Genomic DNA, 22,649 nt, shown 5'->3' on the forward strand with positions numbered 1-22,649 from the left:
TTTTTATCGATTGTGAGAATGAGCAAGGTCATGGCTTCAGCCCTTTTGTTCCTGGTTCAACGGCGCACTTTTCCGGCGCCCTGCGCTCCACCGCGTGAAGCGCTCCTGCAAGCCCATCACGAACACAAAGAAGACCGGCACGAAGAAAATCGCCAGCACCGTCGCGGCGACCATGCCGCCGAACACGCCCGTGCCGATCGCGTGCTGTGTCTCGGCGCTGGCGCCCGCCGCGATCATCAACGGCACCACGCCGAGGCCGAACGCGAGTGACGTCATCAAAATCGGGCGCAGCCGCAACCCGGCGGCTTGCACGGCCGACTCCACGAGCCCCTTGCCCTGCTCGCGCAACTGCTTGGCGAACTCGACGATCAGAATCGCGTTCTTGGCGGACAAGCCGATCACGGTGATCATGCCGACCTTGAAAAACACGTCGTTGGGCAAGCCTCTCAGCAATACGGCGGCGACCGCGCCAAGCAATCCCAGCGGCACCACCAGCATCACCGACAGCGGAATCGCCCAGCTCTCGTAGAGCGCGGCCAGCACGAGGAACACGACCACCATCGAGAGCGCCATCAGCATCGGCGCCTGGGCGGCCGACTGTCGCTCCTGCAGCGACTGCCCGGTCCAGGCAACCGCGAAGCCGGGCGGCAATTGCGCGGCCAGCCGCTCCATCTCGGCCATTGCCGCGCCGCTCGACGAACCGGGCGCGGCGCCGCCGGCAATCCGCACGGACGGAAATCCCTGATAGCGCACCAGTTGCAGCGGCGCTCCGCTCCATACGGGGCGAATCACCTCGGACAGCGGCACCATGCCGCCGGTCACGTTGCGCACGTAAAGCTTGAGCAGGTGGTCGATCTGCATACGCGCGGGCGCATCGGCCTGAATGATCACCTGCTGCATACGTCCGGCGTTCGGAAAGTCGTTGACGTAGGTCGATCCCATCGCGGCCGACAGCGTGTCGCTGATGCTGGTGAACGACACGCCCAACGCTTCGGCCTTCTGCCGGTCGATGTCGAGGCGAATGCTGGTGCCGGCCGGCAGCCCGTCGGGATAGACGCCGCTCACCACCTTGCTCTGTGCCGCGAGTTCGAGCAGCTTCACCTCGGCGGCCTTGAGCTTCGCCTCGCCCTGATTGGCGCGGTCCTGCAAACGCATCGTGAAACCCGAACTGGTGCCGAGTTCATCGATCGCCGGCGGCAACAGATTCATCACCGCGCCTTCGGTCACCCCGGCCATGGCCCGCTGGGCAAGCGCCACTTCGTCGCGGCTGGTCGCGCCGTGTCGCTCGTCCCAGTCCTTGAGCACGCTGAAACTCAGCGCGGCGTTCGGTCCCGAGCCTGAAAAACCGTAGCCGAGAATCGAGATGTTGGAGCGGATCGACGGACGCGACGCGACGTGCTGCTCGAGCGCTTTGACCACGTTGAGCGTGCGCTCTGTCGTGGCATCTGCGGGGAGCTGGATCGAGGTCATGAAATAGCCCTGATCCTCCTCGGGCAGAAACGACGACGGCAGACTCCGGAACGCGAATACCAACACCCCGGCAATCGCGACGAACACCAGCATCACCCGTCCCGCGCGGCCGATCAGCCGGCCCACGCGTGTCTCGTACCACTGCGTCGCGTGTTCGAAATGGCGGTTGAACCAGCCGAAGAAGCCGCGCTTTTCATGGTGTGCGGGATCGACCGGCTTGAGCATGGTCGCGCACAGCGCCGGGGTCAGCGTCAGCGCCAGAAACGCCGAGAACAGAATGGACACCGCCATCGACAACGTGAACTGCTGGTAGATCACGCCGACCGAACCGCTCGCGAGCGCCATCGGAATGAACACCGCGGTCAGCACCAGCGTAATGCCGATGATCGCGCCGGTGATTTCCTTCATCGCCTTGATCGTCGCGTCTTTCGGCGACAGGCCCTCTTCGGCCATCAGACGTTCGACGTTTTCCACCACCACGATGGCGTCGTCCACGATGATGCCGATCGCGAGCACCATGCCGAACATGGTCAGCACATTGATCGAGAAACCGAGCGCCGCCATGATCGTGAACGTGCCGAGCAACGCCACCGGCGCGACGATGGCCGGGATCAGCGTGTAGCGCGCGTTCTGCAGGAACAGGTACATCACGAGGAACACCAGCACCATCGCTTCGATCAGCGTATGGATCACCTTCTCGATCGAAATCTTGACGAACGGCGCCGTGTCGAACGGAATCGAATAGCTCATGCCCTGCGGCATGGTCTTGCTCAACTCATCGAGCCGCGTTTTGACGGCGTCCGCGGTCTTGACCGCATTGGCGCCCGGCGCGAGCTGGACGGCGGCGAAGGTAGCGGGTTTGCCGTTCTCGCGATTGGCGAAGCCGTAGGACTGCGCGCCGAGTTCGACCCGCGCGACATCGCTCAGCACGACTTTGGAGCCGTTGGCGTTGGCGCGCAGCACGACCGCGGCGAATTGCTCCGGGGTCGTCAACTGACCTTGCGCGGTCAGCGGAACCATCACCTTCTGGCCGTCCAATGCCGGCGATGCGCCCACACTACCGGGCGCGATCTGGACATTCTGCTGGCCGATCGCCGTGGTCAGGTCGCTCATCGACAGACCGTAGTTGATCAGCTTGGCCGGATCGACCCAGATGCGCATCGCCTCCTCGGAACCGAACAGTTGCACGCGGCCCACGCCGTCGATGCGGCGCAGTTCCTCGATCACGTTGCGCGCAAGATAGTCGCTCAGGGCCAGTTCGTCGAAGCGACCGCTGTCGGAGCGCAGGCCGAGAATCATCAGGAAGCCGGAGGCCGCCGACTCCACGATCAGACCGTTTTGACGGACCACGGCGGGCAGACGCGGCTCGACGGCCTTGAGCCGGTTCTGCACGTCGACTTGCGCCATCGCCGGATTGGTGCCGGGTTTGAAGGTGGCCGTGACCTGCGCGGAACCGGAGGTATCCGCCGAGGACTCGAAGTAAAGCAGGTTCTTGGCGCCGGACAGTTCACGCTCGATCATGCTGAGCACGCCGTCGCTCATGGCTTGCGGCGTGGCTCCGGGGTAGGTTGCGGTAATCGTGACGGTCGGCGGCGCGACCGACGGATATCGTTCGATCGGCAGCTGCGGAATCGCGATCACGCCGAACAGGATGAAAAAAAGCGCCACCACCCATGCGAAGACCGGACGTCGAATGAAGAATTGGGACATGGTTTTACGCTCCGTGACTCAGTGCGCCGAAGCGGAAGCTGCAGCCGAGGCCGCGGTCGCAACAGCCGCAACGGAATCGGGCGAGGTCCAGTCGTGCGCGGTGACGGGCACGCCTTCGGCCAGCCGTTCCATGCCTTCGACCACGATCTTCTGTCCCACCCTGAGGCCACTCTGGATGCGGTAGCGCCGCTCCACCAGTTCGCCGAGTTCGACCGGCGCGAGGTGGGCGTGGCCGTTCGCATCGAGCGTCCAGATTCGCGGCTTGCCTTCCGCGCGCACCACGGCTTGCTGCGGCACCGTCAACGCGTCGGGATAGTTCGCGCGCGGTATGCGCGCCCGCACGAACATGCCCGGCAGCAACTGCCGCTTCGGGTTGTCCACCAGCACGCGCAGCAGTACGTCGCCGGTGCCGGGGTCGACGTTCACGCCTGAAAACAGGATCCGCCCCGTCACGCCATAAGGCTCGCCGTTGTCACGCAGCACGGCGGCCGGCAGGCCGTCGCTCGAACCGAAAACGGACTGGTGCGTGAGCACTGCGTCCCGCAGCGCTTCGAGCGACGCCGCCGGTTGACGCACGTCGACGTAGACCTGATCGATCTGCTGGATGCGCGCCATCGGCGTTCTATCGCCGCTGGCGACCAGCGCACCCTCGGTGACGAGCGCCTGGTCGATGCGCCCCGAGATGGGCGCCTCCACCGTGGCGAATTTCAGATCGAGTTGCCGCCGCGCGAGCGTGGCCCGAGCCTGCGCCACATCGGCCGAGGCCTGGTCGCGTTGCGATACCGCGTCGTCATAAACCTGGCGGCTGATCGCATCCGCTTCGACCAGCGGCTGCAGGCGCTCCGTTTGCACCTTGGCGCGCGCGAACGCCGCCTCGGCCCGTTGCAATGCCGCTGCGGCCGTCTCCTGATCGGTCTCGAACGGTGCGGGATTGATCTGGAACAACGGCTGCCCCACGTGCACCTCGGTGCCCTGCTCGAACAAGCGGCGCTGCACGATCCCGCTCACCTGCGGACGAATCTCGGCGACCCGCACCGCCGCGACGCGACCGGGCAGGTCTTCTGTCAGTTTCAGCGCGGCGGCCGTCACGGTGGTGGCGGCCACCTCGGGCGCAGCCGGGGCGCCGTGTGGTTCGGATTGGCCGCAACCCGCCAATAGCGCGACCGATAAGGTGGCCAACAGCGCACATGCGCTGACAAGGCGGCCTGGTTTGTTCATTTTCATTTGAGTTTTCCATGAGATGCCGGCAGCTCACCGCCAGCAACAACGCACGCCAGTTTGAAATTGGCCGATGGGGTTTACGCTGCGGTAACATGGAGGTTCGATGGAGACGCACCGTGAACGTGAAGTAACCCCATGCCCGATTCGACCCAGCCCTGCGACACCAGTCAGCACACTCACCCCTTGGTCCTTATCGCCGAAGACGAACCCGAGATTGCCGAAATTCTCAACGCCTATCTGACGCGCGGCGGCTTTCGCGGCGTGCATGCGGACAATGGCCGCAAGGCGCTCGAACTGCATCTGTCTCTGAAGCCCGATCTCGTGCTGCTGGATGTACAGATGCCAGAGGTCGACGGCTGGAAAGTCCTGGCCGAACTCCGTCATCGGGGCAATACGCCGGTCATTATGTTGACCGCGCTCGACCAGGACATCGACAAGCTGATGGGTCTGCGTATCGGTGCGGACGACTACGTGGTGAAGCCGTTCAACCCGGCGGAAGTCGTCGCGCGCATTCAGGCGGTCTTGCGCCGCTCGATGCCGGCCTCACGCGACACGGATCAGCGCGTGTTGCGCGCGGCGCCCTTCGAGATCGATCTGGACCAGCACGAAGCCACGCTGCAAGTGGGCGGCCACCGCCATCTGCTGGCGCTGACCTTGACCGAGTTCAAGCTGCTGGCGCAACTGTCGCGCAACCCCAAGCGCGTGTTCAGCCGCGCGGAGCTGATGGCCACCTGCCTGCCTGAAGGCGATACCCTGGAGCGCACGGTGGACAGCCACATCAGCAAGCTGCGCAAGAAGCTGGAGGACCTCGGCGTCAAGGGCATTCCAGTCGGCGTTCGCGGCGTCGGCTACAAGCTTTGCAACGTCGAATGAAGCTCGAGGGATTGAGCCGCCAGATCGCGCTGACCATGGCGGCGATGGCCTTCGGCGTGACGCTGCTGGTGGTCGTGACCGCCTATGCTTTCTACTACCTGATGTTCAGGTACTGGCCTGACGACTACAACCAGCCCGGCTGGATACCGACGGGTCCCGAGTGGATATGGCTGATCTCGACCACAATTGCCAGCCTGGCGTTGTCGCTCGTGGTGGGCGTCAATCTGGCGCGCCGTCTACTGGTGCCACTGAATTCCGTGGCGGACAGCATCCGCCGCGTGGCCCAGGGCGATCTGGGCGTGCGCGCGATTGCGGGCGATCGCTCGCTGCGGGAAGCCGCCCTGCTCGCCGACGACTTCAACGCGCTCGCGGATCAATTGCAGCGCGTCACCGAAGAACAGGTTTTCTGGAACGCCGCGATCGCCCACGAACTGCGCACACCGGTCACTATTCTGCGCGGACGCCTGCAAGGTTTGGCTGACGGCGTATTCGCACCCAATGAATCGCAGTTCCGTAGTTTGCTCACCCAGGTCGAAGGCCTGACGCGATTGATCGAAGATTTGCGCGTAATCAGCCTCGCGGAGAGCGGTCATCTCGATCTTCAGGTTCAGGAGGTCGACCTTGCCGCGGACGTCACAACCGTCGTCGAGGTATTCGGGCCCTCGCTACAGACTGCGGGTCAGCATCCCCACCTCCAGCTGAACCACCGGCGTATGCATTGCGATCCGGTCCGCATCCGGCAAGCACTGCTGGCGCTGCTGGAAAATGCGCGCCGGCATGCGGTGCCCGGCACGATCCGGATTCAGATTTGCATGGAACGGGGCATGTGCTGTTTGCGAGTGGAGGACGAGGGTCCCGGCATTCCCGCCGACATTGCGCCTCACGTGTTCGAAGCCTTTCGCCGCGCGGACAATACGCGCTCCGGCGGCGGCAACGGTCTGGGGCTGGCCGTGGTGGCGGCGATCGCGCAGGCTCACGGCGGTGAGGCGATATGCCGTCCGGCCGAAAGCGGTGGCACGCTTTTCGAATTGCGCTGGCCTGACGAATTGGCGGCAACGCGCCAAGCCAGAGAGTCGCGGACGGCCTAGGATGTGATGCACACCGCTCTCCATTGACCGGTTGGTTTTAATGAGATGGACCCGACGCCTCCCTTCGGGGGGCACTGACGGACGTCAACTTGACGTGTGGAGGTTCATCCTGGAAATCGATATTCTCGGCATCGATCTCGCCAAACAGGTCTTCCAGCTCCACGGAGCCGATCGTCGCGGGCGTGTGCTACATCGAGCGAAGGTTTCGCGCGGCTCGCTGTTCGAATCCGTGCGTACGCTCAAGCCGAGGTTGGTCGTCATGGAAGCCTGCAGCTCGGCTCACCACTGGGCGCGTCGTTTCCAGTCACTGGGAACAGAAGTCCGGCTAATCAGCCCCCAATACGTCGCGCCGTTCGTCAAGACGAACAAGAACGATCGCAACGATGCAGAGGCGATCGTCGAGGCGGCGAGTCGGCCGACCATGCGCTTCGTGCCGGTCAAATCGGTCGAGCAGCAGGACATCCAGGCGGCGCATCGCATGCGTGCCATCCTGCTGCGTCACCGTACCGTGCTGATCACCAGATGCGCGGCCTCCTTGGCGAACGCGGTCTCACGATCTCCCGGTCACCGGAAGAGTTCAAGCGTGCGGTCCCGGAACTGCTGCGCACAAGCGCCGACGAGCTCACCTCATTTTGCCGGACGCTGCTGACCGAACTCCTTGTGCACCTGCGCGCGATTGAAGAACGCATCCACTTCATCGAGATTTCCATCCACTCGTTCATGAAGCAATCGGCGCTCTGCGGGAAGATTGCCCAGATCCCCGGCATCGGCCCGATTACAGCGACGGCCATCGTCGCAGCAGTCGGCGATGCCCGACAGTTCCGCAACGGCCGGCATCTGGCTGCCTGGTTGGGCCTGGTGCCGCGCCAGTATTCTTCCGGCGGCAAGTCGCGCCTATATCACATCAGCCGGCGCGGTGACACCTACCTGCGCACCTTGCTCATTCACCGCGCGCGAGCGGTGCTGCGGTTCGTGAAGACCAAGACCGATGTGCACAGCGTTTGGCTCCAGCAACTCATAGCGCGAAGAGGATATAACTGCACCGCGGTTGCGCTGGCCAATCATAACGCGCGTGTGATCCAAGCATTGGTTAGCAGTGACGCAAGCTACGTTGCACGAGGTATCACTGCATAGCTGACTAACTCCGGATTGACACGCGTTATCCCTGACACTGGTTTGCGAGGCTTCTGCAAAGCGATGACGAAACTGGTTGAACCAGCACCCTGAAACCTGTTTACTGCGACGGCTGTCGTCGAGACGAGCCGAGGTTTTGTTAAGGACGGGGTGCGCGGATCTCATCGGGGCTGCGGGCGTGCTTAGGCAATCGCCCACCGGGCAAGCCGGATACATGTGTGCAGACCGTTTTGACATCGTGAAAAAGAAGCTTGCAAAAGGCGTCGGGTCCATACATGTCGCGGTAAGGGCAAGATGGCGAACGAATGGCAGTACAAGTAGGATTACTTATGCTGCCAGTGAGTAAAACTGCTGGGCGTGAGTGTAGAGATTCATCTCCCGGTCTGAACGCCAACAGTATGTCCAAAGCTCGCTCAACCGCACGAACGCTCTCGTGCGCTTTTTTCTTCCATTTTCTAGGGTCCCTTTGCGCGGTGTTGTCAGCGCCATTGTAGAGAAAATCCCTTATACCCCAACGCTTGAGCTTGGCGGATGCCTCTCACAAGCCTGATTGCCGCTGAGCAGGGCACTCTGCGGCCTACCACCCATCCGTCTCGCCGGGACGCGCTCGCACTGTCTCTCGACACTATGCGACGTCGGCCACAGACAACGGTTGCGAATAGAAGCGTTGCCTATTGCTGTCGGTCATAGCCCACACATCTCAGCCGTGCGACTGACCACCTGTTCAACAGGATTTGTCAAAATATCAGTAAGAAGGAGATTTAACGGAACAGGACAGTGAGACCCGAGGCGCACCACTGACGGAAGTTTGTTGCCCGACCATAGTTGACCTGGTATCCGACCGCGAGGACTGCACGGTGACTCAGCAGGCGTTTGCAGCGGTCGGACGACCTGACGTCTTTTGCAGGCTCAATGTCGCCGGTCGCGCCCGCTTGCCGGAGTAACTTAGTTGCTCGTTCGAGACTCATGCCGAACAGATGGGCGAGCCAACCTCACGGTTCTAAACACTAGACTCCGTGTTGCACTTGAGTTTGAAACCACCTAAATCAAGTGGAATACGCCGACCAAACAAACGCTAACCCTGCCTCGTTCGCCAAAGCCCCGCGTCTTCCCGCCATCGACATGGCTACAGGCTCGTCGCTTAGCAAAACGTACGATTCCGAGGATGCGCTTAATTCCGGTTCAACAGGGAATGACGTGTTGTGTGAGCCTTTACTAGACCCAGTCGGGAGCAGACGCCGGCGTCGTGCCGTTTGCGCTTGTATTCGTCTGGGAGTCAATCTATAAAGGTTTCGTGCACCCGCACCTCTCAGTCCCGAAGTCCCGTCGGCCGTAGCCCGCACTTTAGCCGGCGACCTGCGACAAGAGCGAAGTGAAGAAGCCATGGTCGAGACCCACAGGGAACGTCGAGGAATAGGATATCTGCAGTGTCTCGTTTTCTTGTCGCCCGGATGACCCGGGAAAAGGAGATGGCCATGTTTCGCAAACAAATAGTATTCCTTAGCGTTGCCGCCACTGGCCTGTTTATGAGCGCACAGCCGGCGTATTCGTCCGGTGAATGTTCAGCGTCGACGCTGAACGGCACCTACTCATTCAGCGCGCACGGAGAACTGCTCGGCATTCTGGACACATCTGTATCACCACCGGCGCTTTCTCCGCTCACCACGCCGATTGTTATTGACGGTGTCGCTCTTCAAAAGTTTGATGGCGCCGGAAGCTTTACCCGAACCGATTTCCTTAACACTAATGGCTCCCCCAGAGGTGGGCAGACTGCGTTCAACCCGAACCAGCACGGAACATACGCTGTTAACCCGGACTGCACGGGTACGATGCATATCGTGTACGACAGTGGCGCGATACTCGACCTTCAGATGGTGCTCGCAAACGATGCCCGAACCATAAAAGCCATTATCAGCGCGGAAACGGTTCCCTCGTTCCCTACTTCGTCAGGTAAAACGTGTGACGCGTCTACCGGAGGCTGCTCAATCGGAGTCCAGGTCAGCCTCGATGGGCAAAGGACACATGACCGCGACCGCGACCGCGACCATTGAACCGGTCTCCCAAAGTAAGGTTGAATTTGCGCGTCTTTAGCGAAGCGGGCCGGCAGCGAATGGGCAGCTCGCGTTGACGGGCTGTGTCGAGCGCGCCGCCCGTCAACGGCCGGGCTTTGAGCCACTCTCGAATGCCGATGATGTGCTCATAGAACCAGTCGTCGAACGCATCGAAGCCCTCACGGTCAGCGCCGAGCCGGTGCATGCTCTCGCAAGCCTGCACCAGCATCCAGCACGTCGCATCCTCGAGGTCAGCGACGAAGTCAGGCTCACCGGCGCTGTCGGAGTGCCGCAGCGCGTTGGCGGGGGCCAGCAGCTTGCAGCTTAGTGTGCACCAGGTGGGTCGCGTCGAACTTCCAGTCCACACACGCCCGCTGCCCCATTCGACGCTGAGTTTTTGTGGGTCCTGTCCAATCCGCGGAAGCAGGCTCTGCATGACGGCGTGGCCAACACGGTGGTGATTGATGTTGCAGCCGCAATCAGCAACTTACCGACAAAGAAAAGAGAAGGGTTTCCGCAGGTCAGGTGTGTTCACGCTGCCTGACCTGATGGACACATCGCGCCGGTGATGCGACAAATCGCGTGGCCTGCATTGCGGTAACCAGGCGGCGGCCGTTGGGTCAAAGGGGCCTCGTCGCCGCCACGTTCTTCGTCGGCGCCTTTGCTGGACCGATGCGCTTCGCCACCAAATGGAGACGCCCCCTGAGGGGTGTTTCCGTTTCAGGCTTTCGACTTGTTCTTGGGGCGCTGCTTGGTCATTTGCGGGTTTTTCTCACCCGGCGCCTTTCCGGCGGCCTTCGCCGGCGAGGCTACCTTCTTCTTGCTCGACATCTCAGCTTCAGCCCCGTGAGCTGGCGGGGCCTTTCTGGGCGATGGCATGATGTACTCCTTATGTCTTGTGCCGTTACGGCACTTTCCACAATAGGTGGGGTGGCGGCGAGAATCAAGGGTCGAAACCATGGCCGGGAAAGGTTGTAAGGCGGCGCGCATCGCCGGTATGGCTGCATGCCGTGGTCGTCGACCTGGTCGAGGCGGCGGACGACATCCGCAGCTTTGGTCGGTTTGAGTTCGCCACTATCTTCCGGGTGGCGTGCCTACCCTGCGCGCCTCGCCCGGTCTCCTTCAAAGAGACTATCCGCGGGCTCACGCTTTTTGCTCGCCGGCCGAGCTTCTGACCGGCCCCACACCTCCGTGTAGTGGCCAGCCGCCACAACCGTGTGGGAACAGCACAGAAATAGTCGCTGCCAATTGCTCGCGCAAATGCCTCCTGACCTTTACCTTGCTTTCGGGGGCGGGATTGTATCCATTGAAGGTCGACATTAGATGGATAATTTCGGCGTTCGCATCGCCGCGCGAGACGAGGAGTGCATTGCACTTGAATTCGCCACAGCAGATTCCCTGACTACCCTGGCTCTATCTATTCGCTATCCGCTCTGCTGACGAGCAAACGGCGCTTCAACTTCATGCGGGGCGTTCCGAATGTGTCCGAGGTGGCCCTCGCCCGGTTCAGAGCGGCCCGACCGTGGGATACAGCGCGCATCCACAGCGCGGACCTACACTTGTTGGAACACAACTTAACCGCGACGGCTCGGGCTCGGGCTCGCGCCCCGGCCAAGGGAACCACGACGTCAAACTTCAACCACGGCGAGAAGCGCTGGCACGTCGCCGATGAAACGACTCTGGTGCCCTTTGCCCGTCGTGTCCTCAAGCAGGATGGCGCTTCCCGCCGCGACACGTCGTCGCTCACCGTCACTGGCCTCAAACTCAACTTCCCCGCTGAGGATAAATCCCCACATGCGCATGGGCGAAGGATGAAGGTCGCCGACCCATCCGCTGGGCGCGTGCAAAAATCCGTGGCGGGTCGCTGCCGCGAAATCCGACACGTCAAAGGATTCAGCGAGGGGCGCGAAGTTGCGGGTGACCAGCTGGAGGTTTACCGACCCAAAATGACTTTCGCCAATCGAGTCTGAAAACAGTCGTGAAAATGTCAGCGCAAGCGCCATGGGGCTCTCCTTTTCGCGGCCTATGTTCCAACCGGCGTTCGACGTAACCCGTCAGATTGCAATCTCAGACGCTTGAGTTACACAGCGCCTTGCAAGACGTCGGCCACACAACGTTCGGATTGAGTGTCCCGCCCGCCAGCGCGGGTGTTCATAGCGTTCGGCGGAATATCCAGGTTGTAATCGAGCAACAGGATAGCCCAACGGCGTCAGCCGATGGTCGTGAGTGTCCCCAGACAGCTTCACGGCCGTACAACCGTCACCTGGATAGCGGCTCGAACGAATCTCATAACAGTCCAAGGCCGCCTGATATCCAGGAATCGATGACAAGTGGTTTGCCAAGGTCACGTACGCGCCGGAACGAGGTTCAGAGGAGATTTGTGCGGGTCCCGGGACATCCTGCAATGCACGGCGCTGGTCGTCTGCTGAAGGGGCAACCGACGACCAGCCGTCCTTATCACCGCCTCAAGCTGAAGCCTAATCGCTATCGAACTCGCCTGCTGCACCGTAGGGCTGATCAACCACCTCTCGTATTGACAGGAATGCCGCATAGCAGTGGATCGCACACACGGACCGACTGGGTGGGGGCATTCATTTCATTCAAATGCGAAGTTCCGCGAACAGCGGCGTATGTCACTTCCGTTGGTTCCCGTAACTTTGTTCTGTGTCGCAAGTAATTCTGTTCCCAACCCCCAAGGCGAGTGATCAACAGTGAGCTTTCCGGCGCGTCATGCTCGTCTTCAGAGGTTCAGCGAGCAGCCTTACACTCCACGAGCACGGCTAGCCGAGCGGCTCATGATCGCCGCGGTGTAGCCGCAGGCTCATCGCCAGGAAAGGCCAGCAATTCGGAGCACTGGGCCGCAATAAGCAACTCACGTCGAAGCAGCGACGAGCGTGTTGAAAACGATACAAACTTGCTTGTACTGTGGGCCGAAGGAACAATTTTGCTTGAACTCTTTGCAAGCAATTCTGGTTCTCGATGGTCGTGGCAGCCGCTATTTTGCGGCGAAATGAAAGGTGACGGGATCTCGGCGTCAATCGGCAAGCAGGCAGGCTTCCTGATCGATACTAGCGATACGATTCAACGAGGCGCGTGTGAGCTTCCCTGGCGCTTCGGATGCCGGGGGGTAAATGCGTCACCGATGGTATGAGCGCAAATAATGCCTGGCGATTCGAACCATTCAAGCCTGAAAAACCAGCTCGGCTTTTGCGCGGCTTACTGTGCAAATGACCCATCCCCTGACCGCGGACGGATCAACCTTCGGTGGAAGCCTTTGCGCTGAATGTGAGAGAGCCTACGAATCAACCTTCCATCAGCTCTTTGATATGCGACGGCTTCTTGTGACCGGCGGAAGGCAGACTATGCGATGCCTCACAGGTCGGGCGCAATCAGACTGAGACTGGAAAATCGGGACGTGGGCGCAGTGTCGTGTTGTGGCCCCGCTCCCGCGTATATTTTCGCGACAGACAGTCGTTGACGCGCCGAATGCCAGTATCGCCTCATTTATAATTCAAAAGTCAGCACGCCAATCATCGCAGGAGCCCTACTTTATGAGTCAACCCCGCGGACGATATGCGGGATCTCGGGACAGCGGCCAGCGCCAGCCTCGTCACCCCAAAAAATCTCCGTCCACCCGGCCGAGACAACCGTACGTCAATGCACCTGCCCGGGACCCTGCCCAGACGGCCTCCATTTTCAAGACACGGTCGTTCCAGTTTCTGGTCGATACGGCGGGAGCAGAGAATATCGCTCTGGCACTTGGATCGAACATGGCACGAGTGACCGAACTGATGAAGGGCGAGCGGTTCACCCCCGAGACCGCCTTCCACATGGAAACCACGCTTGGGCTGCCTCACGGATTTTTTGACCAGCCCAATCCTGCGCTTGCGGCCGAAACCATCGCGCGCCTGAAATCACCGCTCGACTTCATTCAAACGGACGACGAACCAGACGCATTGTCGGAAACACCTGAACCGGATTTCGCCCTGAGCGGCGGCCAACAACCCTATCCTGAAAATAGTTTGTCCGAGGAAGCGCAAATGCCGAAGAAAGCAACGGGCGGGTCGCCCAAGGCCGTCAGGAATAGTCGAAGCCGGATGGCCGAACCGTCTGCCCCTCATGCACCAAGAAAAAGCTTGCCCTCGAAACAGCGGATATCGGCTGTAACAACCCAACAGCGACCCTTGGCACTAGACGACAGCGAAGAGCTGGAAAACATTCGACGCACCAACCTCCATGTTCTTACGGGTCGCATTGGATCGAAAGCAAGACTGGGTGTAGTCATGGCGATGAGCGGATCCAACATGGCCCATCGGCTATATGGCAAGAAACGGCTGGACAGTGTCGAAGCAAACCGTTTCACGGAGCGACTTGGTTTGCCCGCTGGCTGGCTGGACACGCCGCGCTCCGAAGCCGAGATCCCGGGGTCGGTGTCGCGTTTGCTCACGCCCGCTTTGCGCGGTCGCGCATCCGTTGAGCAACACGAGACGCTCGCGGCCGGAACGAACGGCGGCGTGGCGGAGAAAGCCGCCGACGCGAAGGCGTACACGCGACGCGCGCGGGCCGGCGTGCGGACAGAGCCGGAAAGTGCCCTACCCGTTTCGACGGATGTCGCCGAAGAAAAACCAACGGCCGTCGTCAGCCAAGAGGATCATGTCAATAATGTTCCTGACGAGCTTGCCGGTCGCACATCTGACGAAGGTGATGGATATCCTCCGGCAGCCGCGCCGGCGACCCCTGAGTTGCTCCCCGCCGCCGCAATCCCGCAGCGCAATCCGGTGCCGCTCTCCTTCGCTTCCGCGACGAGCCTGGACAATCTTCACGGTATCGCACCGATCGCGGAAGCGTTGATCAAGACGCTGGCAGGTAAGGCACGCACGGGTCGACTGGACGAACTGAAGGCGCTGGAGCTTTTGCAGCAGGCAGTCCTGTTGTGAGTCGGTGGCAGCGTGCCACGACCCATTCTGCAATGACGTATGAAGCGCACCGCGGCAGCCCCGGCCCGGTGCGCGCGAAGAATCGCACTGCCCTGATCGGCGGTGGACTGCGGATCCCGTCCTCCAAGACAACGCAACACGCCGACGCCCGGGTCTGTGACTCAATGGTCGAGAAATTGCCGTAGCCTGTCGGCACGACCCGGGGGTATCAGTTTTCGTATCGCCTTGCTTTCGATCTGCCGGATTCGTTCGCGCGTCAGATTGAACTGTTTGCCCAGTTCCTCGAGCGTATAGTCGGACGCGGTATCGATCTCGAAACGCATCCGTAGCACTTCGCCTCACGCGGCGACAATGCATCGAGCGCCTCATCGATTGCGGCGCGCAGCTTCATCTGCACTGCCGCGTCCGCAGGCGATGCCGCCATCGGATCTTCGATCCTATCGCCAAGTGTCGCGTCGCCGTCCTCGCCCACCGGCGTCTCGAGCGACACGGGTTGCCTCGCGACCTTCAACATACTGCGAACCTTCTCTTCCGGCAGTTCCATGCGCTTCGCCAGCGCCGCAGGACGAGCCTCGTGTCCCGTCTGCTGCAAAAATCTCGCGTGAAATCCGGTTGAGCTTCCACCGCACGCACCTGCGCGACCTGTTGCTGCACGTCGGCACACAGCCGATCGATGGTTCGCGCCGTGAAGCGAATAGGCGCCAGTTTTCGCTGAATCGCTTCAATCTGATCGGACGGTTCGCGCACTCGCGCAAATATCGCGAGGCTGTCGCTCGAGAGCTGGCTCAGACGCGCTGCGTTCGCCTTCGCCGGATCGTCCTCTCCGGGCTCGCTGTCTTCATCGCCTTCGTCGTCATCGACGGTGTCGGGGCCAATATCCAGTGCCTCAGCGGAGTCGTCGTTGAGACCATCAACCAGTTCGTCAATGCACGGTTCAACGGCCTAGATCTGCGCCACGCTCGCAAGCATCGCGGAGACAGTCGCCGGGCAGGCCGCAATCCCCTGGATCATCTGGCGAAGACCGCCCTCGATGCGCTTCGCGATCTCAACCTCGCCCGCGCGAGTCAGCAATCCGGTCGCGTCCATTTCGCGCATGTACATCCGCACAGAATCGGTCGTGCGCCCGAATTCAAAATCGACCGTGGAAAGGGCGACTTCCGCTTCCTCTTCGGCCTGGTGGTCCTATACCGCTGCCGGCGCCGCGTCGCCGAGCAGCAGCATCTCCGCGTTGGGCGCCTGCTCGTGGACAGCCACGCCCATGTCATTAAAGCTGCCGACAATGGTTTCGATGGCAGTGGTGTGCGCGAAGTTGTCCGGCATCCTTCGATGCGTCGGCCCGCAACCTTCGGCGCGGATGCGACGGCAAGACCGCTTCGCGATCCAGGATCGAATGCCTCTACGACTGGCAGTGATGCCGCGGACGTGCCGAATGGGTGATCGCCGCACTTCCGTGCCGTCCGCGAGGTAGCAGATCGCCCTTCCTTTTGCTGAAACGGTTTGTGGCGAAGCAGTCGAAGTGGCTGCGTCGCCTGACGGTTAGTTGCGCTTCAACAGCACCGACGCGAAGTGACACTTTTAATTACGCAGTAGAGACAGATTTAATACGTTCTACGTCTGCGCCGAAACAAGCCTGGCCAGACAGCCGGCGGCGATCGCATCGCGGCCCTCGGATGAACCGAAGGTTAGCCTTGTGTACCTTTTAATACGTTTTACGTGCCAAACGATACAAATTGTGTACTCGGGCTCCGTTAGCGCTTTCTCGGGATAAAAAGCCGCACATCAAACGCGTCCGATCTGCGGTACGTTGGATTTCTCGTGAAACAATTTCCTCAAAACGTCATAAAAGTCTTTCCAGGCAAGGATTTAATGCCGCGCCGTATCAAGACCTCATTGTTTCACGGAGCCGCTCTACTGTCTTTGCTGATATCGCATATCTGCCGCCAGATTTCACAAGCCATGCGTTGCCGGCTGTGCGCGTTCGTCATCGCTGAGGCTTAAAGATTCACTTCGGATAACTAAGCTATTGAGCTTTTCTCTCAAGTGCTTAGAAGGAGTGTGGCGACCAGCTTCTCGCGCTCACCAATTTCCTGCGCGACGCGGTCGAGCCTCGGGTCACCACCGCTCTGCTCAGTCACGCGGCCGCTCGCCCGCGGCGGCCACCTGGTCGTGCTGCGGATTTCGTCGAGGCTAAATGCACCCGCGGACCGCACCGGCCAGTTTATCTGCGCAACTCGGTAGGAAACGTACCCATGGATATTCACGCGATCCACACCGCCTTCGCGCTCGGCTGCGCGCTCGCTGACCGCGCAGCCGATAGGAACGAGCGACGCCTCGACCACATCAGGCACCGTCGCACGCTCCTCGCGATTCATCCGGGGCCGTTGCTGGTCTGCCATGCCGTGCCCGTGCTGTCGCTGAGCCGCCCGGAGGCCTGTCCAGTGGAACAGCTGTAGGCGGCCGCCGAGCAGCTGGGGCGGGCTCAGCCCGTCGGACACGACCTAGGCCGGCCGCAAGTCAACTATGACTGGGGGCATCCGCCTCTGTGCGGCCGACCGGCAACTCCAGCATTTCGCCTACGTGTTGCTGTTTCGTGACGGCCGCATTGAACTGGTGGGCACGCCCAGCGTCGCCGAAGGAGGGGTAGCCCGGCGCCCGCGCGCTCGATCCCACCCAGCATGAACGCTCGCTGGTCGAGAGCGTCCTGCCGGCGGTCGCTCGGACTTTTGCCGCGATGGAGATGCCAGCTCCGGCGTATATGTTCGCGACCCTGCCGGATCCGGAATCTGCGCGTGGTTGTCAGACGCGCGGAGAACGGGGGGACCTCTTACCCGGGATTGCCCGGCCATCTTCAGGAAATCGACGCCGCACCGGTCTATGTCGAGGGTTTCGGCGCGGATCCGGTGAGCCCGCTCGCGCCGTTAGTGGAGGTGCCGTGGAACGCGGTCGGGATCGAGCATACACAGACGGATTTTGACCGTCCGCAGCCATAACAGCGCCCAATTCCCACCATGGCCGCACATCTTGCCCGCCCTCCGTGTGTATCGCTCGTGCAGCGCCGCTGCGCCACGCCTGCAGCAAAACCACGGGATGTGCAGTGGATTGCTGACCCGCGCAGACTGGCTCACGCCGACAGATTGCATGCAGACCGTTGTTGCGGTGCAAGCTACACGCAGCAAGTGGCCGTAGCCTCGCGACGACCGGGGTCGACCAGTTAGCACCGGCAGCAGCGGTCACGCCGGTCGCGACCCGACCGGTCGTGAACCGGGCGAGAGTCCGATCCTCCCACTTGGCCTGTCTGACGAGGAAGTCGTGTGCGGCTAGCTCGCGGCCAAGGCGATGGGCCGCGGCCGCCTCGCCGCGACAACCGTTGTCCGTACCGCACCGAAGCGGAGGGCCTGTTTTGGTATGCGCGGCAGACTGGCATGCCAATCTCGAGTTGGGGCTCTGGATGAGTTTTCTGCATACATCGGGTTCCTGCAGGCGTGGGCCGTGGGCGATCCGCAAGCCTGGCGTGCGGCCGGGCCATCCGACTGGCGACCTTTTCTCAGGCCACTCACCGACCGCACGGTCGGCCAGACCCAGAAAATTGCCACGCCGCTGTTCGACTGGCTGCTCGACGTCGGCTGCCTCTAACGGAGTCCAGCCACCGGGCTGCCGACGGTCGGTCGGCGCGCGCCTGAAAAGTAGGCGCGTCCCCTGGGACGGCACGACACGGCACTGCCGCGCGACGCCATTGCCGCTCGCCCAACGGTCGAGGCTGGCGCGAGGCACTTGGCGAATGCGCGCGACGTGTTCGCGGTGGACGTGTTTGAACGGACCGGCCCGCGCACCCTCGCCGTGATGCAGTGCCAGATGGGCCATGTGCATGGAATAGGTGCAGCGGGCCCACCGCCGCGATTTTCCGGACACTCCGCCGTTCAAGTGGCTGCTGCGCATCAAGCGTGGCAAGGGCGGAAGAGCCAGTAGGTTCCGTGTGACGAGATTGCGCTGTCACTGCAGATCTGCCGAATCGCGGTTGGCCTGTCGGCGGTGCCGCTGCCGGCCGAAGACCAGCCGCTGCTGTTGTCAGTGCGACACTCCCGTTGGGGTGAACTCAAGGGCATCCGTAGTCGAACGGCAATCTGGAAACCGGTCATTGGGCCGTGCAGCGAAGCGCTCGACTACGCCCACGGCCGGGGCCTGGATGCCGACCGATTTGAACGCGCGTCCACTCACTGCCTGTGTCACATCTACGCAACAGGGCGCGCAGGCGGTCCGCAACGATCTGGACGCTTTTTGCGGCGCTCGAAGACCTGGGCCACGGTGGTCTGCGGACATCCCCAAATGCTTCGACGACGAGCTACCGAGACGCGCACAGGCGACGCAACTGACCCACGCAGGCGGAATGCGGTAACAGTCAGCGTCCACGGCTGCGGCGTGCCGTCGCACCATCGAGGTCTTTTCGTCGCGACAGTCGGCGCGGCGAACATTGCCGGCACAAAGGGCGGTCACGAAAGCCGATTGCGAGTGCTCCGTCGCAACACACGGCGGAGCTTCGCGGCAGTCCTGAACTGTCATTGACGCGGCGTCCTCGCCGATCACGAGCCGGCGCTCACCGCTTCCGTTGAAGTCCATCACCGGCGCAACTAGCCAGTGCGTCGTAAACCGCGGAGGCCTCCCGCTGCTAGCACTCCGCCTGTTGGGCACCCATCTATCCAGTCCGTGCCAGTTGACTGAAATCGGCGGCATCGAGTGGAAACTGATCGACGTATGGATCTGGGCGAGGTGTGCTTTCAGGCGGCGGCGACGGCGAGAGGAAGTAGGGAGCTCTATCGAGACGCTACTTGAACACGTGGAGATATAGACACGTCGCCATACGGTCATGACTATATTGCAAGAGGAAATACCACGACCTGGAGCAACATCAAGGAGCTGCTCGCACTTACCGCGGAGATCCTCGTCACATTGCTGACCCCTGCGGTCTAGCTCGCCCCGATGTTGGGGTCGCTGTGAGGCGTGGCACCGTCCGCCGAAGGTACAAGAGCACTACACGTCGATGCCGCAGTGGGAGTTCCCGGTGTGCCTCTTCTCGATTCTGAGGCCGGTAGTGAGAGCTGGTTTTGCTTAACTATTTGTCCGTGCGAACGTGAAGAGGAAACGCCTACTTGCCGCAGCGATGAGTGCCTGTCGCGGGCTTTGGGTGTAACACGAAGAGCTTCCGAGGCCCAACGCTTCTTGCGTTCAATTCGATCATGTGCCAGCGCTGACTTGCTGACTCCCGTGCCACGTTTCTCTAGCAGATTCGCGCCTGCCTAGCCGATTCCTTTGGATACATGTCTAGAGTCTAGACATGCTCACCTATCGATCGCGATCATATAGGCTTCAGGAGCCATGAGCGGTTAAGATGCCGGCAACCATTGTCCCGCGGATCTAGACTCTAAATGCGCATCAAGGAGGCCGCAGCCAGTCATTGGTTCAGGCATGACTGCACGGTGCGCGCTAACTGCTGCCCAATATCGTGTCCAGAGTCTGGATGCGCATGCTTTGGGCCGGACGGCGACGCAGCCGGCGGTGCGTCTAGACTCTAGACACATCAGAAATGGCTGGATAAAAAAGCCCGCGCAAGGCGGGCTTGGTCAACGGTGAAGCCTTCCTCAGTTTGCTTTCGGCTGAGCGTGGAACATCTGGCTGATAAGTTCCCGAATCTGAATCTCCTGCGCGTCGGTGAGCACGCCGGCCTTAATCTTCACCGTCATACCGCTGATATCCTTAGTAATGGAGCCAGCGTGTTCCTTGCCAGAGAAAAACTTGTCGATGCTCCTCTCGCTTGCAGAATTCGGCGTCGTGGTTCGACGAGTTGCCAACGCCTTAATAGCCGCTGCCACCTTCCCTTGGTCCATGTCGCCCTTCACAACGAGCGGCCAGAGTTCCATTGCTGCTTTCACACCGTCTTCGCCGTGTTTCTTAATGGCCGCAACAATCGCTTGGGCAGCAGTCCCGCCGAGCAGCCGCGGCTGAATGTCGAGGTCCTTCCTGATAAAGTCCGGCAGATTTTCAAACGAGAGGAACTGGTAGAGCCCGCTGCGGGACATACCCAGTGCCTCGGCCATCCGCTTACGGCCAGGGAACTCCTTCTCCGTCTGCCTCATGGACATGGCGACTTCATAGTCGGACAAGTCGTCACGACTAACATTTTCCACGAGGGCTAGCACAGCCATGTCTTCGTCGGAGCACTCCACGACGACAGCGTTGATAGTCTCGAGTCCCACCATCTTATGTGCGCGCCACCGACGTTCACCCGCGACAATCTGATAGATATCCTCTGCGCGGCGGACCACGATAGGCTGCATAAGCCCGACTTCACGAATGGACTCGGCCAGTTCCGACAGCTTTGCCTCGTTGAACACTCTCCGCGGCTGCCAAGGGTTCGGTACGATGTCGGAGACCGATAGTTGCGACGCGGCGCCGGTGGACTCCAACTCTTGGACACGTAGTTGCGCTACAGCAAGGGCACCCGCGAGGCCGGGGGCCGTCTGCGTCCGGCTGCTACGCTTAACCTCATCCTCCTTGATAGATGAGGTCGTCCGGATGCCGGAAGTCTTGGCCAGCAATTGCTCTCGCATGTTGCTCATTGTACGTTCCTCCATTTTTCTGCATAGATTTCGTCCACCCATCGGCAGTAATCGACAAGGGGCTGTCGCACACGCTGCAACGACTTAGCCGCGCTATGGGTGCTGCTTACGTCGAATACCGTTGAAAATGCCAACGCCCCCGTGCTCATCACTGAACTGGCCGGCACTTCGATCGAATGCAGCCAGCTCTCGTATGCGCTCTGTGCCCATGCGCGCACGATAGGTGCGGACGAGGTGCGCCCATAATCGACCCTCGAAAGCATCAGCGAGATAAAGTCGTATTTCTTGTCCTGTTCATACTTAATAAAACTCTTGGATACGTCTGAAAACAGTCGCCAGAACGACAGCGAGCTGATGAAGTCCAAATTTTCGGGAACCATCGGCATGACCATGGCATCCGCCGCCAGCAGTGCATTCAGGTTGAGGTACGACAGCGAAGGCGACGTGTCCATGAGGATGTAGTCGTAGTGCCTGCGTAGTGGCTCGAGACCTTGCCGAAGCACAGTCCAGAACCGGAAGCCTGGCCTCATCTTCTGCATCGCCGGCAGATGGAACTCCGCACCAATCAATTCAGTGTGAGCCGGAATCACGTCAAGCCCATCCCAGTATGTCGACTGAACCCTTGTTCCCAAGCCACCCTCGACGTCCTGGTCATAGATATACGGTAACACCGTGTCGTCCGGCGTCACATCCTTCTCCGCGTACAAGCCGCAGAGCTCGGAAAGCGAGGCTTGAGGGTCCAAGTCAATGACAAGCACCTTGCGCCCGCGCAACGTCAGTCCTTGTGCGAGACACATAGTTGTGGTTGTCTTTGCCGAGCCGCCCTTCAATTGGGCTGTTATGACGATTTTCCCTTCCGGTTCACGTGTTCCCGTAACGAGTGGAGTCTGATAGATGTCGGAGACTTTCTGGACCCAAAGGCGTGCTTCTTCCAGAGTGAATGTGCGGGTCCGCCCGGTACCGGCAGCGGTACCGGGGGGCAACTCTCCGTCGCTCTTGGTTGCGAGATATTGGACTTGGGAATGAGAGATGTTGCACATCTCAGCAATTTCCCCTGTTTTGAAAACCGGAGCGGCTTTTCGCGGTCGGGGTGCAAGAATAGTGTTACGCAGCTCATCCGTGAAAATTGAGACCTTTTCAGCGAACTGGCTAATCTGCTCAAGAGGAACCGTTCGGTCTACAGCAGGAAGTTGGCTCGTTTTCACCATTCTGAGGTTTATCCATAAATTTCGATGAACCTCAGAATACAGGAAACACATGAAAATTGCTCTATAAACGGCTGTTTTTATGAAGACTTTCTGAGAGACCACGCGTCATTGCGCGTTCCGGTTGACTGGAGTGGGACCGACAAGCGTAGAAGAGGCACTTCCTGCTCTTCCAGGCCCTGCCATTCGTCTGTATTGCGACCGGAAGCGCGCCGTGGTCGGCGCGCCGCGCACCGGTCGGCGTAGGGTCGTTCAAGGTGAGGTCGCTTGTGCTAATTCTGAAAGCGGTATCACCACGCAAAGCGAGGTGGCGTAAGTCGGAGATAAAGGTGAGGTCAATTGTGCTTCG

14 protein-coding genes and 2 pseudogenes are annotated in these 22,649 nt (G+C 60.8%); 7 read left to right on the forward strand and 9 right to left on the reverse strand.

Annotated elements, in window-relative coordinates; all coding sequences use genetic code 11:
* Positions 1-36: 36 nt before the first annotated feature.
* Complete coding sequence (locus tag B0G80_RS23970; RefSeq protein WP_116120231.1) at positions 37-3,180, reverse strand: efflux RND transporter permease subunit; 3,144 nt, start codon at positions 3,178-3,180, stop codon at positions 37-39.
* A gap of 18 nt (positions 3,181-3,198) precedes the next feature.
* Complete coding sequence (locus B0G80_RS23975) at positions 3,199-4,404, reverse strand: efflux RND transporter periplasmic adaptor subunit (protein ID WP_116120233.1); 1,206 nt, start codon at positions 4,402-4,404, stop codon at positions 3,199-3,201.
* Between the two features lie 132 nt (positions 4,405-4,536).
* Between B0G80_RS23975 and B0G80_RS23980 the strand changes: the two genes are divergently transcribed.
* From B0G80_RS23980 to B0G80_RS24000, 4 genes and pseudogenes are all read left to right on the forward strand, one after another.
* Complete coding sequence (locus B0G80_RS23980) at positions 4,537-5,274, forward strand: response regulator (protein WP_116120235.1); 738 nt, start codon at positions 4,537-4,539, stop codon at positions 5,272-5,274.
* Positions 5,271-6,362 (forward strand): ATP-binding protein, encoded by a 1,092-nt coding sequence (locus B0G80_RS23985; protein WP_116120237.1) that lies wholly within the window; start codon positions 5,271-5,273, stop codon positions 6,360-6,362. The genes B0G80_RS23980 and B0G80_RS23985 overlap by 4 nt, the downstream gene beginning before the upstream one ends.
* 109 nt (positions 6,363-6,471) lie before the next feature.
* Positions 6,472-7,496: pseudogene (locus B0G80_RS23990) on the forward strand (IS110 family transposase).
* Between the two features lie 1,475 nt (positions 7,497-8,971).
* The gene (locus tag B0G80_RS24000) at positions 8,972-9,547 is read left to right on the forward strand and encodes a hypothetical protein (protein WP_116120241.1); all 576 of its coding nucleotides are present in this window, start codon (positions 8,972-8,974) and stop codon (positions 9,545-9,547) included.
* On the opposite strand, the gene B0G80_RS46015 is transcribed toward B0G80_RS24000, so the two are convergent.
* Entirely contained in the window at positions 9,495-9,983 is a 489-nt protein-coding gene (locus B0G80_RS46015; RefSeq protein ID WP_181920045.1) for a hypothetical protein, read from the reverse strand. The genes B0G80_RS24000 and B0G80_RS46015 overlap by 53 nt on opposite strands.
* A gap of 1,192 nt (positions 9,984-11,175) precedes the next feature.
* Entirely contained in the window at positions 11,176-11,550 is a 375-nt protein-coding gene (locus B0G80_RS24010; RefSeq protein WP_116120245.1) for a cupin domain-containing protein, read from the reverse strand.
* 1,548 nt (positions 11,551-13,098) lie between these two features.
* Here B0G80_RS24010 and B0G80_RS24015 point away from each other — a divergent pair.
* Positions 13,099-14,484, forward strand: coding sequence for a hypothetical protein (locus tag B0G80_RS24015; RefSeq protein WP_116120247.1), 1,386 nt, complete (start codon positions 13,099-13,101; stop codon positions 14,482-14,484).
* A gap of 161 nt (positions 14,485-14,645) precedes the next feature.
* Here B0G80_RS24015 and B0G80_RS24020 read toward each other — a convergent pair.
* The 3 genes and pseudogenes from B0G80_RS24020 to B0G80_RS24025 form a co-directional block, all read right to left on the reverse strand.
* Positions 14,646-15,603, reverse strand: a pseudogene (locus B0G80_RS24020) (sigma-70 family RNA polymerase sigma factor); the annotation flags it as partial.
* Positions 15,604-15,666: 63 nt separating this feature from the next.
* Entirely contained in the window at positions 15,667-15,804 is a 138-nt protein-coding gene (locus B0G80_RS48170) for an RNA polymerase sigma factor region1.1 domain-containing protein (RefSeq protein WP_408968172.1), read from the reverse strand.
* A 716-nt stretch (positions 15,805-16,520) separates the two neighbouring features.
* Entirely contained in the window at positions 16,521-16,880 is a 360-nt protein-coding gene (locus tag B0G80_RS24025; protein WP_147309899.1) for a hypothetical protein, read from the reverse strand.
* Positions 16,881-17,273: 393 nt separating this feature from the next.
* Here B0G80_RS24025 and B0G80_RS45360 point away from each other — a divergent pair, with 393 nt between their 5' ends.
* Together B0G80_RS45360 and B0G80_RS46020 are read left to right on the forward strand one after the other, a co-directional pair.
* Positions 17,274-17,474, forward strand: coding sequence for a hypothetical protein (locus tag B0G80_RS45360; RefSeq protein ID WP_147309900.1), 201 nt, complete (start codon positions 17,274-17,276; stop codon positions 17,472-17,474).
* A 499-nt stretch (positions 17,475-17,973) separates the two neighbouring features.
* Positions 17,974-18,117: a hypothetical protein gene (locus B0G80_RS46020; RefSeq protein WP_181920046.1), complete on the forward strand. Its 144-nt coding sequence runs from the start codon at positions 17,974-17,976 to the stop codon at positions 18,115-18,117.
* A 2,000-nt stretch (positions 18,118-20,117) separates the two neighbouring features.
* Here the strand turns inward: B0G80_RS46020 and B0G80_RS24030 are convergent.
* Together B0G80_RS24030 and B0G80_RS24035 are read right to left on the reverse strand one after the other, a co-directional pair.
* On the reverse strand, positions 20,118-21,095 hold the full coding sequence (locus B0G80_RS24030) for a ParB/RepB/Spo0J family partition protein (RefSeq protein WP_116120251.1): 978 nt from the start codon (positions 21,093-21,095) through the stop codon (positions 20,118-20,120).
* Positions 21,092-22,303: a ParA family protein gene (locus B0G80_RS24035; RefSeq protein WP_181920047.1), complete on the reverse strand. Its 1,212-nt coding sequence runs from the start codon at positions 22,301-22,303 to the stop codon at positions 21,092-21,094. Before B0G80_RS24035 ends, B0G80_RS24030 begins: the two co-directional genes overlap by 4 nt.
* Positions 22,304-22,649 lie beyond the last annotated feature (346 nt).

The sequence above is a fragment of the Paraburkholderia sp. BL6669N2 genome, from assembly GCF_003387275.1.
In the GTDB taxonomy this organism is placed as follows: Bacteria; Pseudomonadota; Gammaproteobacteria; order Burkholderiales; family Burkholderiaceae; genus Paraburkholderia.

What these genes read in the sequence shown, in the direction of transcription:
- B0G80_RS23970 (WP_116120231.1), bottom strand. Translation starts at nt 3,180, where the DNA reads ATGTCCCAATTCTTCATTCGACGTCCGGTCTTCGCATGGGTGGTGGCG.
- B0G80_RS23975 (WP_116120233.1), bottom strand. Translation starts at nt 4,404, where the DNA reads ATGAAAATGAACAAACCAGGCCGCCTTGTCAGCGCATGTGCGCTGTTG.
- B0G80_RS23980 (WP_116120235.1), top strand. Translation starts at nt 4,537, where the DNA reads ATGCCCGATTCGACCCAGCCCTGCGACACCAGTCAGCACACTCACCCC.
- B0G80_RS23985 (WP_116120237.1), top strand. Translation starts at nt 5,271, where the DNA reads ATGAAGCTCGAGGGATTGAGCCGCCAGATCGCGCTGACCATGGCGGCG.
- B0G80_RS24000 (WP_116120241.1), top strand. Translation starts at nt 8,972, where the DNA reads ATGTTTCGCAAACAAATAGTATTCCTTAGCGTTGCCGCCACTGGCCTG.
- B0G80_RS46015 (WP_181920045.1), bottom strand. Translation starts at nt 9,983, where the DNA reads ATGCAGAGCCTGCTTCCGCGGATTGGACAGGACCCACAAAAACTCAGC.
- B0G80_RS24010 (WP_116120245.1), bottom strand. Translation starts at nt 11,550, where the DNA reads ATGGCGCTTGCGCTGACATTTTCACGACTGTTTTCAGACTCGATTGGC.
- B0G80_RS24015 (WP_116120247.1), top strand. Translation starts at nt 13,099, where the DNA reads ATGAGTCAACCCCGCGGACGATATGCGGGATCTCGGGACAGCGGCCAG.
- B0G80_RS48170 (WP_408968172.1), bottom strand. Translation starts at nt 15,804, where the DNA reads ATGCCGGACAACTTCGCGCACACCACTGCCATCGAAACCATTGTCGGC.
- B0G80_RS24025 (WP_147309899.1), bottom strand. Translation starts at nt 16,880, where the DNA reads ATGGCAGACCAGCAACGGCCCCGGATGAATCGCGAGGAGCGTGCGACG.
- B0G80_RS24030 (WP_116120251.1), bottom strand. Translation starts at nt 21,095, where the DNA reads ATGAGCAACATGCGAGAGCAATTGCTGGCCAAGACTTCCGGCATCCGG.
- B0G80_RS24035 (WP_181920047.1), bottom strand. Translation starts at nt 22,303, where the DNA reads ATGGTGAAAACGAGCCAACTTCCTGCTGTAGACCGAACGGTTCCTCTT.